Origin of the sequence: Paeniglutamicibacter sulfureus, assembly GCF_039535115.1 — a bacterium.
Classification (GTDB): domain Bacteria; phylum Actinomycetota; class Actinomycetes; order Actinomycetales; family Micrococcaceae; genus Paeniglutamicibacter; species Paeniglutamicibacter sulfureus.
On record NZ_BAAAWO010000001.1, the window covers coordinates 4206825 to 4220954 of the forward strand.

Annotated in this window: 14 protein-coding genes and 1 pseudogene; 10 read left to right on the forward strand and 5 right to left on the reverse strand. The window is 62.7% G+C overall.

The annotated features are described in order from the left end of the window. The first annotated feature begins 66 nt into the window (after nucleotides 1–66). The 3 genes and pseudogenes from ABD687_RS19020 to ABD687_RS19030 form a co-directional block, all read left to right on the forward strand. On the forward strand, nucleotides 67–1143 hold the full coding sequence (locus tag ABD687_RS19020) for a LacI family DNA-binding transcriptional regulator (RefSeq protein ID WP_344761011.1): 1077 nt from the start codon (nucleotides 67–69) through the stop codon (nucleotides 1141–1143). Between the two features lie 30 nt (nucleotides 1144–1173). Next, complete coding sequence (gene fbaA / locus ABD687_RS19025; RefSeq protein ID WP_310288895.1) at nucleotides 1174–2214, forward strand: class II fructose-bisphosphate aldolase; 1041 nt, start codon at nucleotides 1174–1176, stop codon at nucleotides 2212–2214. Continuing rightward, nucleotides 2202–2342 (forward strand): annotated as a pseudogene (locus tag ABD687_RS19030) (glycine C-acetyltransferase); the annotation flags it as partial. The gene fbaA and the pseudogene ABD687_RS19030, both read left to right, overlap by 13 nt. A gap of 135 nt (nucleotides 2343–2477) precedes the next feature. Here ABD687_RS19030 and ABD687_RS19035 read toward each other — a convergent pair. Continuing rightward, on the reverse strand, nucleotides 2478–3251 hold the full coding sequence (locus tag ABD687_RS19035) for an SDR family NAD(P)-dependent oxidoreductase (RefSeq protein ID WP_310288892.1): 774 nt from the start codon (nucleotides 3249–3251) through the stop codon (nucleotides 2478–2480). Nucleotides 3252–3479: 228 nt separating this feature from the next. Between ABD687_RS19035 and ABD687_RS19040 the strand changes: the two genes are divergently transcribed. The 4 genes from ABD687_RS19040 (at nucleotide 3480) to ABD687_RS19055 (ending at nucleotide 7504) form a co-directional block, all read left to right on the forward strand. Continuing rightward, nucleotides 3480–4820, forward strand: a complete 1341-nt coding sequence (locus ABD687_RS19040; protein ID WP_310288890.1) for an MFS transporter — start codon at nucleotides 3480–3482, stop codon at nucleotides 4818–4820. A gap of 119 nt (nucleotides 4821–4939) precedes the next feature. Then, nucleotides 4940–5746, forward strand: coding sequence for a transketolase (locus ABD687_RS19045; protein ID WP_310293378.1), 807 nt, complete (start codon nucleotides 4940–4942; stop codon nucleotides 5744–5746). Further along, on the forward strand, nucleotides 5743–6735 hold the full coding sequence (locus ABD687_RS19050; protein ID WP_264268173.1) for a transketolase family protein: 993 nt from the start codon (nucleotides 5743–5745) through the stop codon (nucleotides 6733–6735). The genes ABD687_RS19045 and ABD687_RS19050 overlap by 4 nt, the downstream gene beginning before the upstream one ends. Before the next feature lie 106 nt (nucleotides 6736–6841). Continuing rightward, on the forward strand, nucleotides 6842–7504 hold the full coding sequence (locus ABD687_RS19055) for a GntR family transcriptional regulator (RefSeq protein WP_264268172.1): 663 nt from the start codon (nucleotides 6842–6844) through the stop codon (nucleotides 7502–7504). A gap of 200 nt (nucleotides 7505–7704) precedes the next feature. On the opposite strand, the gene ABD687_RS19060 is transcribed toward ABD687_RS19055, so the two are convergent. The 3 genes from ABD687_RS19060 to ABD687_RS19070 form a co-directional block, all read right to left on the reverse strand. Further along, nucleotides 7705–7980, reverse strand: a complete 276-nt coding sequence (locus ABD687_RS19060; RefSeq protein WP_310288882.1) for a carbohydrate-binding protein — start codon at nucleotides 7978–7980, stop codon at nucleotides 7705–7707. 45 nt (nucleotides 7981–8025) lie between these two features. Further along, the gene (locus ABD687_RS19065; RefSeq protein ID WP_302262724.1) at nucleotides 8026–8925 is read right to left on the reverse strand and encodes a diacylglycerol/lipid kinase family protein; all 900 of its coding nucleotides are present in this window, start codon (nucleotides 8923–8925) and stop codon (nucleotides 8026–8028) included. 155 nt (nucleotides 8926–9080) lie between these two features. Next, nucleotides 9081–9341, reverse strand: coding sequence for a GlsB/YeaQ/YmgE family stress response membrane protein (locus ABD687_RS19070; protein WP_264268168.1), 261 nt, complete (start codon nucleotides 9339–9341; stop codon nucleotides 9081–9083). Between the two features lie 375 nt (nucleotides 9342–9716). On the opposite strand from ABD687_RS19070, the gene ABD687_RS19075 reads away from it, so the two are divergent. After that, nucleotides 9717–10958: a serine hydrolase domain-containing protein gene (locus ABD687_RS19075; RefSeq protein WP_310288877.1), complete on the forward strand. Its 1242-nt coding sequence runs from the start codon at nucleotides 9717–9719 to the stop codon at nucleotides 10956–10958. 136 nt (nucleotides 10959–11094) lie between these two features. On the opposite strand, the gene ABD687_RS19080 is transcribed toward ABD687_RS19075, so the two are convergent. After that, nucleotides 11095–12465, reverse strand: a complete 1371-nt coding sequence (locus ABD687_RS19080) for an NAD(P)-binding protein (RefSeq protein ID WP_310288875.1) — start codon at nucleotides 12463–12465, stop codon at nucleotides 11095–11097. Nucleotides 12466–12730: 265 nt separating this feature from the next. On the opposite strand from ABD687_RS19080, the gene ABD687_RS19085 reads away from it, so the two are divergent. Together ABD687_RS19085 and ABD687_RS19090 are read left to right on the forward strand one after the other, a co-directional pair. Continuing rightward, nucleotides 12731–12955, forward strand: a complete 225-nt coding sequence (locus ABD687_RS19085; protein WP_264268599.1) for a helix-turn-helix domain-containing protein — start codon at nucleotides 12731–12733, stop codon at nucleotides 12953–12955. Between the two features lie 244 nt (nucleotides 12956–13199). Further along, on the forward strand, nucleotides 13200–14051 hold the full coding sequence (locus ABD687_RS19090) for an alpha/beta fold hydrolase (RefSeq protein WP_264268165.1): 852 nt from the start codon (nucleotides 13200–13202) through the stop codon (nucleotides 14049–14051). Nucleotides 14052–14130: the final 79 nt, after the last annotated feature.

Here is a 14130-nt window from a genome sequence, read left to right on the forward strand (position 1 = left end):
GTGCCCCAAATCTCCTTGGCCGTGAGTCGAGACTAGGCCTGTACAAGCGCTTGCGCAAGCGCTTGTATGAAATTGGTCACAGTGATCTATAGTTGCTATCAACAGGAAATGACCGGAAACGAGAGAGGTGAAATCGTGACGACGATGAACGATGTGGCTCGGATTGCAGGCGTCTCCGGGTCCACGGTTTCACATGTCCTGAACGGAACCAGAGCGGTCAGGGAAACCACTCGGATCAAGGTTCTGGCGGCCATTGAAAGCACTGGGTACCGTCGCAATGGACTTGCCCGCTCCTTGGCCATGCAGCGAACCCAAACGCTGGGTCTGGCAATATCAGTCTTGAGTAATCCATACTTTGGCAGTCTCGTGAATACCATCGAAAAAGTTGCGACGACCGCTGGGTACAACATCGTTCTGGCTGACACACACGATGATCCTGAACGAGAGTCCCGGACCATTGGCACGCTGCTCGATCGTCAAATCGACGGGCTGATCCTCGCCCCTGCAGGCGGTTCACACGGCCGCCATGACACCTTAGAAATGGTGCGCGCATCGCGAACGCCCATGGTGTTGATCGACAGGTTCCTAGACTTCCCCTGCGACCAATACGCACCGGAAAACTACGAACCGGTCAAACGACTCACCGCCCATCTTCTTGAACTCGGCCATCGTAAGATTGCGGCCATCATCGGTGCCAGAGGATTGAGCACAACAGTTGAACGAAGGGACGGTTTCTACGCCGCCGTGGCTGAGGCGGGAGTTGAGCGCAGCCAGGTTCTATTTGAAGAGGGACATTCTACCGCTGAAGGAGGCCATGCAGCGATGGCTCGACTTCTGCAGAGCGTCGAGCCCCCTACGGCCATAGTGAGCATGAATAATGCCATGACCATCGGGGTAATGAAGGCGCTGCGCGATGCGGGACTGAGGGTGCCACGAGACGTGGCCCTTGTCGGATTCGACGACTTCGAATGGGCCGATTCCTTCGAACCGCGTCTGACCACTATGGCGCAGGACGTTGAAACCATGGGGGCGGAGGCCGTTCAGATGCTGCTTGATCGCATCGTGGGATCGGATGCCCCGTTCGCGCGCCATAGCATTGCACCCTTCATGCGTCACCGCAACTCTTGTGGATGCGCCGACTAATTCTCCATCCCTACCAACCCGAGGAATGCCATGCCGGTCGCAACTCCGGAGCAGTACACCGCGCTAATCCGCAACGCCAAGAACGAGGGCTACGCGCTGCCCGCCATCAACGTAACCTCCTCCCAAACGCTTAATGCCGCACTGGATGGTTTTGCCGAGGCAGAGAGCGATGGGATTATCCAGATCTCGCTAGGGACGGCACTTTATCTTTCGGGCCAACGCGTGCAAGACCGCGTTACGGGGACATTAGCGCTGGCCGCCTATGCCCATGAGGTAGCGGCGAAATATTCAATATCGGTGGCCATCCATACCGACCACTGCCCGGAAGAAAACCTGGATGACTGGGTCCGACCACTGCTTGCTCATTCGACCGAACGCGTGGCGCGCGGACTGAACCCATTGGTGCAATCTCATATGTGGGATGGGTCGTCGGTCCCGCTCGGGCGAAACTTGGACATCGCGGAGGAATTGCTCGAAAAATCCCGTGCGGCAAGAACAATTTTGGAAATAGAGGTCGGCGTTGTTGGCGGCGAAGAAGACGGCATCGTTGGTGCAATCGACGAAAAGCTGTACTCCACCGTTGGCGACGCCCGGGAGGTCGTCCGGCGCCTTGGTGTGGACTGTTCCGAGGAATACTTGACGGCATTGACCTTTGGCAATGTACATGGTGTATACAAGCCGGGGGGAGTGCATCTGCGTCCTGAGTTGTTGCGAGAGATCCAGGAAACCATCGGCGCCGAAAGCGGAGTTGATAAGCCATTCAATCTAGTTTTTCACGGGGGGTCAGGGTCCTCGGCTGAAGACATAGCCTTGGCTGTGTCACACGGGGTAGTCAAAATGAATATCGATACGGACACTCAGTACGTATTCACCCGTTCACTGGCGGGGCACATGCTTTCCCATTATGATTCGGTTCTCAAGCTCGACGGTGAAGTCGGCAACAAGAAATACTATGATCCGCGCAGCTGGGGCAAGCCAGCCGAACAAGCCATGTCAGCGCGCGTTGTCGAAGCCGCGCAACAACTTGGATCAGCAGGGCAAGCCTTAAAATGGAGTACAGCGTCTTTGTGACCGCCTTCAGCTTCCCCGTGGTGGCCAAGGGCGCCGCGCGCATCCGTGTCCAGCTTTCGGCCGCACACTCGGCCGAGGACATCGAGGACATCGAGGCCTGCGTGCAGGCGTTCATCGCCAGCCGCTAAGCGTAAATCAAAGGATCGCCTGCACTTCCCCAAAATTCGGGAGAGTGCAGGCGATCTTTTTTACGAGAGGTTACAGCCAGCGAATGCGTGTTCAGGCTCCATGTCTGGACGGTGTGGAACGAAGTATCACCCGGTTTAGTGCAGGTGGCTGCCGCCGTTGATGTCCAGGGTTCCGCCGGTGAGGTACGAAGCGTCCTCGCTGGAAAGAAACGTTATGACCGCGGCGACTTCCTCGGTGGTTGCCGTGCGTCCCAGCGGGATGTCACGGGTGATGGCTGCCTCGGTTTCGGCGGTCGATCCGACGCGGATATTGGTGTCGACCGCTCCTGGTGTCACGGCGTTGACCGTCACCCCGCTGTCCTCGAGTTCACGAGCCAGTGCCTTGGTGAATCCAAGAATCGCTGCCTTGGCCGCCGAATAAGGAACCTTGCCGAATACGCCACCGCCGCGCTGCGCGGAGACGGACGACATGTTCACGATGCGTCCCCAGCCGTTTTCAAGCATGTCGGGAAGAAACGCCTTGGTGACGAGGTAGGTCCCCGTAGCGTTGACGGCCATGACCTTGTCCCAGAGTTCCCGCGTGGTTTCCAGGAAGGGGACGGGGGAGGTGATGCCGGCGATATTGGCCAGTGCCCCCACCGGTGGGAGATTGCCGGCAGCCACCTCATCGCGCACCGCGCGGTACGCCGCGTCAACGGATGCCTCGTCCGCCACATCCACGGCATGGCCGAACGCGGCCACATCGTGAGTGGAACCGATTTCCGCGGCGACCTTTGCGGATTTTTCGCTATCCAGGTCCAGCACGACAACGGCCCAGCCGAGGCGGGCGTACCGTTCGGCGACTGCCATGCCGATGCCCTTGGACGATGCGGCGCCGGTGACGACAGCGGTGCGGGGGATATTGCTCATGGTGTGCTCCTTAGTGGGCCGCGGCGGGGCCGCCTCAGGCCAAGCGAATTGATGTGACTCCCAACACCCTATTCCCGTTAACTGTCAACAGTCAACCAAATAATTTGGATAACAGTTGACTGTTGACAATTGTCGGTGGCGTGCATCACAGTAGAGGGCGTAACCTGTTGACTGTTGACACTGGCGCTTCCAAAGTAGGACTCGCCGGTTTGTCCGAAAGGTAAAGACATGACGAACCAAAGCCTTGCGATGCGTGGACACGTCCACGGCACGAAGGACGCCAAGCGCGTCGCCGTCGGCTCCAGTGTAGGGGCCGTGATCGAGACCTATGACTTCATTGGCTTCGGGACCGCGGCCGCGCTCTATTTCGGGACGGCGTTCTTCCCGGGGGCCGATTCGGTCACCGGGACGCTGGCCGCGTTCGCCACCTTGGGCGTGGGCTTCGCCGCACGCCCGCTCGGTGGAATCCTCGGTGGGCACCTGGGCGACAAGTTGGGCCGCAAGCCCGTGCTCGTGGCCTCGTTGATCCTCATGGGCCTGGCGACATTCGTTATCGGCCTGCTGCCGACCTACGAGCAGATCGGCGTCGTTGCCCCCGTGCTGCTGGTGCTCGTTCGTATCATCCAGGGCCTGGCCTTCGGTGCCGAGTGGGGTGGGGCGATCCTGATGAGCTACGAACACGCCCCGTGGAAGAAGAAGGGCAAGTACACCGGCATCGTCCAGGCCGGCTTCCCCGTCGGCCTGCTGCTGGCCAACGTGGTGTTCCTCTACAGCGTTAACCTCGATGGCGACTGGGCCTGGCGTGTCCCGTTCCTGGCCAGCATCGTGCTGGTGGCCGTCGGGTTGATCATCCGGTCGAAGGTCCCCGAATCCCCGGTATTCGAAGAGGTCAAGAGCTCGGGGCAGATCGTCCGCAATCCGATCGCCAAGGTCATCCGCGAGGACTGGCGCAACATCGTGCGCGGCATCGGCCTGCGCATCGCCGAGACTGCCGGCTACGCCGTCTCGATCACCTACATGATCTCCTACCTCCACACCAGCGAGCTGGCCGACAAGACCCAGACCCTCATCGCCCTGTGCGTCGCCTCCGCCATCGGCATCTTCGCCACGATGGCGTGGGGTTCACTGACGGACAAGATCGGCCGCCGGCCGGCTTACATTGCTTCGACTGCCTTCGCTGTGCTCTTTGGAATTCCCATGTTCCTGCTCGTGAACACCGGCTTGTTCGTCTTGATTATTGCGACCGTCGTGATTTCCTATGCTGTTTGCCAGAATTCGCTGGCCGGCGCCCAGGGCGCCTGGTTCCCCGAGCTCTTCCAAGCGAATACGCGCTCCTCCGGGGCTTCACTGGCTTACCAGATCTCGGCGATGGTTTCCGGTTTTACCCCCTTCGTCACCACCCTGCTGTTCATCAGCTTCGGCTGGTTGGGCCCGGCGCTGCTCTTCAGCTTCTACGGAGCCATAGGACTGTGGGCGGCACTCGCCACACGCGAGACCTGGGGCCCGGCCGAGCGCAAGTTCGCCACCGAAGCCGAGGATTCCACTACGGCCAACCACGTGCACGCATGAACCGAGCCACTCCAGCAACCAAAGGACCAGCAACGATGACCACCACCACAACATCCACCGCCACCGCGGGGACCGGCGCGGCTGAGCGCCGCCGCCTGGTCGAAGACTTCGCCTACCGGATGCGGCACCATGCCCTGAACATGGGAGAGGTTCAGGGGCAGGGATATGTCGGTCAGGCCCTGGGCTCCGCCGACATGTTCGCCGCGGTCTACGCCGACCAGCTTGTCTACCGGCCCGAGGACCCGGACTGGGACGGGCGTGACCGGTTCCTGCTCTCCACCGGGCACTACGCCATCGGGCACTATGCCGCCCTCGCGCAGGCCGGCATCGTCCCGATCGAAGAACTCGAGACCTACGGATCCGACGACTCACGGCTTCCCATGTCGGGAATGTCCACCTACACGCCGGGCATGGAGATCTCCGGGGGATCGCTCGGACACGGGCTGCCGATCGCCATCGGCACCGCATTGGGCCTCCGGCACCAGGGATCCCCGTCTCGGGTCATCAACTTCATGTCCGACGGCGAGCTCGACGAGGGATCCACCTGGGAGGCCGCCATGGGCGCCCACCACCACGGACTGGGGAACCTCACCGTCTTGGTGGACATCAATGCGCTCCAAGCCGACGGCAAGACCGACACCGTCATGCGAACCGAACCTGTGGCCGACAAATGGGCCGCCAGCGGCTGGCACGTCCAGCGTGTGGACGGCAACGATGTCGGCCAGCTCCTGGCTGCATTCGACGCCGTCGCGCAAGACGCGGGGCCCGACGCCCGGCCATCGGTCATTCTGTGCGACACCCGCGTTGGCTGCGGCGTCCCGCTGCTGGAAGAGCGCGAAAAGGCGCACTTCATGCGCATTGAAGAACACGAATGGAAAACCTGCCGTGAGCAACTCACCGCGGGCCATGAAGGAGCAACCAAATGACCACCACCCCAGTGAAGGCCCGCCTGAAAACCTCGGCCATGATCGCCTCCTTCGCCGACCCCGGCCAAAAGACGGCACCCGCCCCGTTCGGGCACGCCCTGGTCAAGGCGGCCGAGGAAAACCCCGCGATCGTCGGACTCACGGCCGACCTCGGCAAATACACCGACATGCATATCTTCGCCAATGCCTTCCCCGAGAGGTTCTTCCAGATGGGCATGGCCGAACAGCTCCTCCTGGGTGCCGCCGCAGGCATGGCCCAGACCGGGCTGGTGCCATTCGCTTCCACGTATTCAGTCTTTGCGGCCCGACGCGCCTACGACTTCCTCGCCCTGGACGCCGCCGAGCCGAACCTCAACGTCAATGTGGTCGGCGGCCTTCCCGGACTCACCACCGGCTACGGCCCCAGCCACCAGGCCACCGAGGACATGGCGATCTTCCGCGGCATGCCCAACCTGACCATCGTGGACCCCTGCGACTCCTTGGACATCGAACAGGCGGTGCCGCAGCTGGCAGCCAGTGAAGGGCCCACCTACCTGCGGCTGTTACGCGGCAACGTGCCCACCGTCCTTGACGAATACGACTACACCTTCGAACTGGGCAAGGCGAAGGTGCTGCGCGGCGGCGCCGACGTTGTCTTCGTCTCCAGCGGACTGATGACCATGAGGGCACTTGCTGCCGCGAAGGAACTGGCCAAGCACCACGTGGATGTCGCGGTCGTCCACGCCCCCACGATCAAGCCGTTCGACACCGAAACCGTATTGCGCGAACTGAACACCGACAGACTGGCCGTGACCTTGGAAAACCATTCGGTCGTCGGCGGATTGTTCGAGACCGTGGCCTCCGCCGTGGTGCAGTCGGGCGTCAGCAAGCGCGTGGTGCCCATCGCCCTGCCGGATGAATTCCTGCAGGCCGGAGCACTGCCCACTCTTCACGACCGATACGGACTGTCGGTTGCGCGCATCGTGGAGAAGGTCTTGGGCGAACTTTAGGCTCGGTTCAGGCGGCGGGGCATGCCGCTGATGCCTCATGAGGGGCTAGGATCGGTGGAGAACGTGTAAATGTTGACCGTCGACAACGAAAAGAAAGCGGAAAACCATGGCCGTGGAAGCAATGTCCTTGCTGGGGCTCGAAAAGACCAGCCTTCGGCAGCAAGCGCTCACGGCCCTGCGCCGGGCGATCACCACCGGTGAGATCCCGCCGGGGAAGCACTTGGTCGAAACCGAGCTGTCCGACATGCTCAACATCAGCCGCGGCACCCTGCGCGAGGCGCTGCGTCAGCTTCAGCAGGAGGGTCTGGTCTCCGCCGGAGCGCGGGGCCGGCTCTCTGTCCGGAACCTCGACGCCAAGGAGATCCGGGACATCTTTGCCGTCCGGGCCGCACTGGAGACCCTCGCCGCGCAGCGGCTGTGCACCCTCGAGGACCGCAGTGACGCAGTCGCCCAGCTGCAGGCCGCCTTGAAGCACATGGGGGTCGAAGCCGGACACGGGATCGAACGCGGGATCGAGGCCGACCTGGAATTCCACCGTGTCCTGTGCCGGCTCACCGGCAACGAGCCCCTGTTGCTCTCCTGGGAGCAGCTCGAGGGCAGCATCCGCATGTCCATCATGTGGGGCGGCAAGGAACGCGGCATCAGGAACATGAACGTCGAGCGGCATGCAGAGATCGTCGACGCCATCGCTTCCGCCGACGCGGCCCTTGCTGCCAAGGTCATCAAGGAGCACATGGATACGGCGGCCGACGTGTTGGTCACCAGCTAGGCGCTCCGAGACCGGAACAATCCATAGTACGGACGAGAGCCGGACAGGCTCCTCGCCGGACAATCGGGCTAAGGCGGCGGCAACCGGGATCAACCCGGTGGCCGCCGCCTTAGCCCGTGATGGACCTGCGGATGGATCCCGACGCCTGCGGGCAGCACGCCCACGAGCATCGTCTCGCGTCCTTGTGGTTTCGGGTGACGTTAACCGATGACGCGGTCAAACTGGATGTAGTCCAAGGAGACGTAATCCTGGGCCGTGAAGTGCACGGTGAAGCGGTGGGTTCCGCGCTCAAGGTAGCGCTGGTCCCATTCCTGGCGTTCGAAGTTCCGGTTATGCGTCGTGTTCTTGATGGCGACCGGTTCCTCCCGGGTGGATCCCCAGTCCAGCGTGACAGTGCCGGCAGGTTCGACGTGGGAGGAAACGCGTCCTGAAACGGCGTAGAGGCCCGGCGTGGTGATGTCGACTTCGTAGGTCAAACTGTCCGGCGCCATAAGCCAGGATGCCCGGCACCGGCCGCGCCGCTAGCCGACGATCGGCAGGGCGCGCGGCACGCTGGTCACGCGGACCACGGTATTGGCTGCGGCACTCCTGACTTCGCCGTCGATTTGGTACGGTATCGGCTTGAGCGTGGTGAACTCGTAGTGGTCGGTGCTCGGCTGGTCTCCCAGCCCTTTCGTTGCGGCGCGTGCGGCGGTCAGCAGGACACGCCACTTGGGCTGGTGGGGCAGAATGATGACCTCGAACTTCCCGTCGCGGGGCTGGTCATCGGCCTCGCTGAGCGTGGCGTACTTGGCCATTTCGGGGATGTTCGCGAAGACCAAGCTGTCCAGCTTCAGGTGCTGGCCGTTCGAATGCTGCATTTCAAAGGGCGTGAACTTCGAGAACGTGCGCACCACGGAGACCATTTCCTTCAGCGCTCCCTTGCTGCCCTTTTCCAGGTCGATGGCCACCACCGGAGTGAGTCCGAAGCCGATGTAGGAGTGCGCGTACTCCCCGGTAAGGTCACCTCCCTCTCCCGTGGCGATGTTCAGCAGGTCGATCCTCCGCACATGGCCTTCGGCAATGGCCTCATCGAGGGGCTTGGTGCCGATGCTGGAGCGGTGGTCGTTGGCGTTGCCGGCGGCCATGACAGCACAAACGGCCTCCCGGTTGCCGCTCTGCATGACCCCGTTGACGACTTCGTTGTAGCCCCCGTCCCCGCTGACGGAGACGACCAGCACGTTGGCGTGGTTGGCGGCGGCTTCCCGGGCCAGCTCGACGGCATGGCCTGCATGTTCGGTGGGCTGCAGGCTGATGTCCGCTCGGTAAGGGAGCCGGTCTGCCAACCGGTCCCTCAACTCTTCGGCCAATTTGGGGGCATTCCCCGTGCTGTTCGGGTTGAAAATGATCACGATTGACTCGAAAATGCGCGCGGATTCCATGGAGTGCTCCCCCAGATAGGCGGTGAATGATGACAGTGTGTTCCCCGTGACTGACGCCGACATCCTATCGACCGGGAAATCGGTTGCGATATGAAAAAGACACCTGCACCGCCTTGCTCAGGGGGGCAGATGCCTCTTTCCAACGCTGTTTCCGCTCAGCGAACTGAGCTGCGGCGCCCCGACAGGCCTTCGGCAACGCCGACGAGGAGCACGGATGCGACGACGGCGACGATAAATCCGACCACATTGAGCTCAAAGATGTCGCCTGTGCCGAGCAGGTTCGCGATGACCCCGCCGATGACCGAACCGGCGAGTCCGAGCAGGAGAGTCACAATCAGGCTCAGATTTTGCTTGCCGGGCTTGATGAGTCTCGCGAGGGCACCGATGACTAGTCCCGCGACGATGAATCCGATCATTTTTCTGGCCTTATCTCTTGGTTGACTTGCCGCTAGCTGGCAGCGACGTTGTTTATGAGCCTATGGCATGCCGCTTTGGCGTGCACCCAATCTGCACGGAACCCTTCGTTTTTTCCTGTAGGCCGATCCAGTGTCCCTTTTAGCGGGCGGCAGGCCTCCTGGCCTGCCGCCCGTGACGTCGGTAATTCCGTCGGCACGACGGTGAACAGCCAATCGCCTGCGTCTGACCGGGGTCGATGGGACAACGGTGCCTCCGGACCCCCGCGTCACATTGACTGTCTACGCGACCAAGGGATGCACAAATCGGGACGGTGAGAACCCCCGGTGGTAATGTCCAAATGAACAAACGGTGTAGCAACTGAAGGGTATTTCCCCATGAACAACATGAATTTGGAATTCCAGACGCAGCCCGTGGACATGAACAGCTGGCGGCTGCCCGAGAACCAGCGGTGGGCCTTCCAGCACATGGCCGAGATCCTGCCTACGGCGACAATTTCCCGGGGGGATGGCCAGGTGGCGCAGCTTCCGGAAGGGCACCGCGACCTGGATTCCGTCATTCTGCCGCCGGTCTTTGCCGGAGAAGTGCCCATGAGCGTGGGCTCGGTGATGGCCACCACGGAGACCGATGGATGGATGCTGTTGCACCGCGGCCAGGTGCTCACCGAGCAGTACTTCGGTGGGATGGGCGCCGGGACCCAGCACCTGCTGATGTCGATGAGCAAGTCACTGGTCGGAGCGGTGGCCGGGGCGCTGTGTGACTCCGGAATCCTGGATCCTGAAGGGCAGCTGACCGACTACCTCCCCGAACTCACTGAAACCGGATATGCCGGGGCCACGGTGCGAGAGCTGCTGGACATGCGTTCCGGAATCGACTTTTCCGAGAACTACCTGGACCCTGCCGCCGGAATCCGGAAGCTGGAGGAAGCCATCGGCTGGGCGCCCGCCAAGGCGCCCGGGCCCACGGGAATGTACCCGTACCTGCGGACCTTGGAACGAAAGACCGCCCACGGCGGCGTTTTCGAATACCGTTCTTGCGAAACGGACATGCTCGGCTGGATCTGCGAGGCCGCATCCGGCTCATCGATGGACGCCTTGCTGTCGGATCTGGTGTGGGGCAAGCTCGGTGCCGAATCCGATGCGTCCGTCGGCATCGACCAGTTCGGCACCGCTGTCTTTGACGGCGGGATCAACGCCACGCTGCGCGACATGGCCCGCTTTGGTTCGCTTTTCCTCAACGATGGGCTCTCCCTGACCGGTGAGCGCGTGCTCTCGTCCGAGTGGATTGAGCAGACACTGGCCGGGGCACCGGACTCCCGAGACGCTTTCGCTGACAGCCCTGTCGACAACCTCATGCCCGGCGGGATGTACCGGAACCAGATGTGGTTCCCCTACGAGGGCAGCGACGTCGTGCTTTGCCTTGGCATCCACGGACAAATGGTCTACATCAACCGCCCCGCCCAAGTGGTGGCAGTGAAGCTGTCGACCTGGCCGGTCCCGCAGGATCCCGCCAGGCTGTTCCCCACCTTGCGCGCCTTCGACGCCATCGCAGCGGCACTGTTGGTGGAAGTCGAGACCGCCTCGGCGCCGACGCCTTCGGAACCGGAACCGTCGAAGTAGTGCGCCGTACGGTGTTCAGGCAATAGCCGACGCCAGCTACAACGAGACGGGAATCCGGGGTGAGGGAGTCGCCCCTCACCCCGGACAGGTCCCTTCGCTCAGGGTCTTCGGCGAGCGGGGGGATGAGCGCCGGGGTTCAGACCAGTTCCGCCAGCCGGGCAACGCCCAAGGGAACCTGGGTCTTCAGGCGGGAGAGCGCATCATCCACCTCCGCCAGCCTGCCCTCCTCGGGTGGAACCCGTGCCGGATTCAGCGCCACGGCGTCGGCCCAGGCCTTGATGTCCGGTTCCGACCCAAAGGATTTCGCCGCACGGGTGCCCATGATCTGCATGGTTGCCCAACTGGCAAGTGTGTTGGGATACGGGGTCGATGGGCAGAGCCGGTTCTTTTCCGCGTCGTCGTCGCGGGTCGCTTCCACGTAGCCTGCCAGCGCTGCACCGAAGCACGGGAATCCGGCCCGGATCGGCTGCAGCGTGATCGCCGACCGTCCCCAGATCGGGATGGTCGGCGGGTAGCGCAGGCCAGAGGCGGCACAGTGCACCACGAGCGCGTCCTTGGCCATCGAGACCGTGCCGTCCTCGAGCGAAATGCGCCGCCGTTCCACCGCCCGGACATGTCCGAGCCGCACGACGTGCTCAATGGTGCGCAGTTTCTCCAGTTCCCAGGTCGCCAGCGTCGGAGTCTTGGCCATCGTCGGGGTGACCGACCGGTCGATGCGGAGCATGATGCCGGCGTCTTCCAGCCGGAAAAACAGGTCCTCGAGCGATGTCGCGGCGGCGGATGCCTCCATGGTGTCGGCGGCCATGCCGAGGAACACCGCCGGTTCCGGCTGGACGACAGCGCGGTTGAGCATCCAGGGATCGCGCGGCCTCACCCAGCAGATCGCGTTGGGGTCCACGCCGTGGGCCAGGAGCCAGATGCAGGCATCGGTTGCGGTCTTGCCCGATCCCACGATCACATACTGGCTCGGCGCCTCCATGGTGCGGGCGAGGCTGTTGACCGGAATCACGCGGACATCGTCCGCGACGTCGAAGCGCGGCGGGGTGATCAACGGGATGTCCGGTGCAAGATACCGTGCGTCGACGATCCGGCACTGCGATGGCACCTCGGTCCGCCGGCCGGAGATATGCGAGACGATCTGCCCGTCGGCAACATACTCGCAGTTGTTGAAGAACTCGACCTTGTCGGTGCCCAGCATCCGGTCGGACAGGATGTGGGCGTAGTAGGCGCAGATCTCCGAGACATCGGCCCGTTCGTGAAGGCCGGCTTCCGGACCGTGCTGTTGCACCCGGGAATCGCCGAGCAGCGTGGAGGCGACACCATAAAATGCGGAGGCCTGGTGCAGGCGCGCGAAGGGATAGGCGTCGAGCCAATGCCCGCCGGAACCGTGGCGTCTGTCGACAATGGCCACGCGCGCGTCGGCATGGTCGATCAACGCATCCGCGAATGCCATGCCCATCGCGCCGGCCCCGACCACTAGGTAGTCGGCTTGCACCTTGTGCGTCATGGACCCATTGAAGCACCGCAGTGCAGGGTGTATCCATAGCGGCAGTGAGGCCGGTTAATCCGGCAACGGAGTCCCCGCGCGGTCGTTGCGCAGACGCTGCTTCCCTGAGGTGGGAACCGTGGCCCAAATGCAATGTCGTTTCCATGGTGCCGTCGGTGCCTTGTGACTAGCATGGTAACCACGTTGCACAAGTGGTTGGAGTGGTGCACGGCATTGGGAGTTTCATTTGGGGATGAAATACAACATGATTGGGGGAAGAAACACCATGGTGGATCTCAAGGGGTTCGAGGATGCCCACTACATGACCGTGGCAGAGGTCGCCGAGGCCATGAGGGTATCCAACATGACCGTTTACCGGCTGGTGCATTCAGGGGAATTGCCCGCCGTGCGATTCGGCCGCTCCTACCGCGTGCCTGCCCAGGCAGTGAAGGAATACCTGATCGCCGAGCAACACGCGGCGGCATCGGAGCACCGTCCCGAAACCCACTAAGCGAGCCATCCGGCCGGGGATGCGGAAGCGCTCAATGGGCGTAGGGCAACCGATGTGGGCGCGTCCAGTTCGATGCAGCATACCCGCACGCCACCGGCAGGGTCCGTCGTCTTGCGTTTGCGCCCGTGGGCTTCGCACCGGGTCATGTCGCCACGGATGCTTGAAATGCGGGGTGCGGTTCCTTAGCGTGAGTGGGAGACCGGGATAGCGATCGCACGCACCACCGAACGGAAGGCAAACCTCCATGGGCTTCATCAGCGTTGGCAACGAGAACAGCACGTCAATCGACCTCTACTACGAGGACCAGGGCCAGGGACAGCCGGTGGTCCTCATCCACGGGTACCCACTCAACGGACATAGCTGGGAGCGCCAGACCCGTGTCCTGCTCGACGCGGGCTTCCGCGTCATCACCTACGACCGCCGCGGGTTCGGCCAATCGAGCAAAGTCGGCACGGGGTACGACTACGACACCTTCGCCTCCGACCTCAACACGGTGCTCGAAACCCTCGACCTGAACGACGTGATCCTGGTTGGCTTCTCCATGGGCACCGGCGAACTGGCACGCTATGTGTCCACGTTCGGGCACAAGCGCGTCGCGAAGCTCGCCTTCCTGGCTTCGCTTGAACCATTCCTCGTGCAGAGGGATGACAATCCCGAGGGCGTGCCGCAAGAAGTCTTCGACGGTATCGTCGAGACGGCCCAGGGTGACCGCTTCGCCTGGTTCACGAGCTTCTTCTCCGATTTCTACAACCTCGATGACACCTTGGGGTCGCGGATCAGCCAGGAAGTCGTCACAGCGAACTGGAACACCGCTGTTTCGAGCGCGCCGGTGGCCGCCTACGCGGTCGTTTCCTCCTGGATCGAGGATTTTCGCGCGGACGTCGCAGCGGTGGCTGCCAGCGGCAAGCCGGCGCTCATCCTGCACGGCACGGCCGACAATATCCTGCCCATCGATGCCACGGCGCGGCGGTTCCGGAAATTGCTGCCGGAAGCCGACTACGTGGAAATCGACGGGGCACCCCACGGCCTGCTCTGGACACACGCCGCTGAGGTCAACGCGGCACTGCTCGCCTTCGTGGGGAACGCGCGGAGGTAGCCCGGGGGCGGCCAATCCCGTCCTGTATTTGGCTTGCGTCCCTTCCCTCGCCGGCGGATCCGCGCAGGCCAGGAGCACT

Coding starts and splice junctions, on each gene's coding strand:
- ABD687_RS19020 (WP_344761011.1), top strand. CDS start 67: ATGAAATTGGTCACAGTGATCTATAGTTGCTATCAACAGGAAATGACC.
- fbaA (WP_310288895.1), top strand. CDS start 1,174: ATGCCGGTCGCAACTCCGGAGCAGTACACCGCGCTAATCCGCAACGCC.
- ABD687_RS19035 (WP_310288892.1), bottom strand. CDS start 3,251: ATGAGCAATATCCCCCGCACCGCTGTCGTCACCGGCGCCGCATCGTCC.
- ABD687_RS19040 (WP_310288890.1), top strand. CDS start 3,480: ATGACGAACCAAAGCCTTGCGATGCGTGGACACGTCCACGGCACGAAG.
- ABD687_RS19045 (WP_310293378.1), top strand. CDS start 4,940: ATGCGGCACCATGCCCTGAACATGGGAGAGGTTCAGGGGCAGGGATAT.
- ABD687_RS19050 (WP_264268173.1), top strand. CDS start 5,743: ATGACCACCACCCCAGTGAAGGCCCGCCTGAAAACCTCGGCCATGATC.
- ABD687_RS19055 (WP_264268172.1), top strand. CDS start 6,842: ATGGCCGTGGAAGCAATGTCCTTGCTGGGGCTCGAAAAGACCAGCCTT.
- ABD687_RS19065 (WP_302262724.1), bottom strand. CDS start 8,925: ATGGAATCCGCGCGCATTTTCGAGTCAATCGTGATCATTTTCAACCCG.
- ABD687_RS19070 (WP_264268168.1), bottom strand. CDS start 9,341: ATGATCGGATTCATCGTCGCGGGACTAGTCATCGGTGCCCTCGCGAGA.
- ABD687_RS19075 (WP_310288877.1), top strand. CDS start 9,717: ATGAACAACATGAATTTGGAATTCCAGACGCAGCCCGTGGACATGAAC.
- ABD687_RS19080 (WP_310288875.1), bottom strand. CDS start 12,465: ATGACGCACAAGGTGCAAGCCGACTACCTAGTGGTCGGGGCCGGCGCG.
- ABD687_RS19085 (WP_264268599.1), top strand. CDS start 12,731: ATGGTGGATCTCAAGGGGTTCGAGGATGCCCACTACATGACCGTGGCA.
- ABD687_RS19090 (WP_264268165.1), top strand. CDS start 13,200: ATGGGCTTCATCAGCGTTGGCAACGAGAACAGCACGTCAATCGACCTC.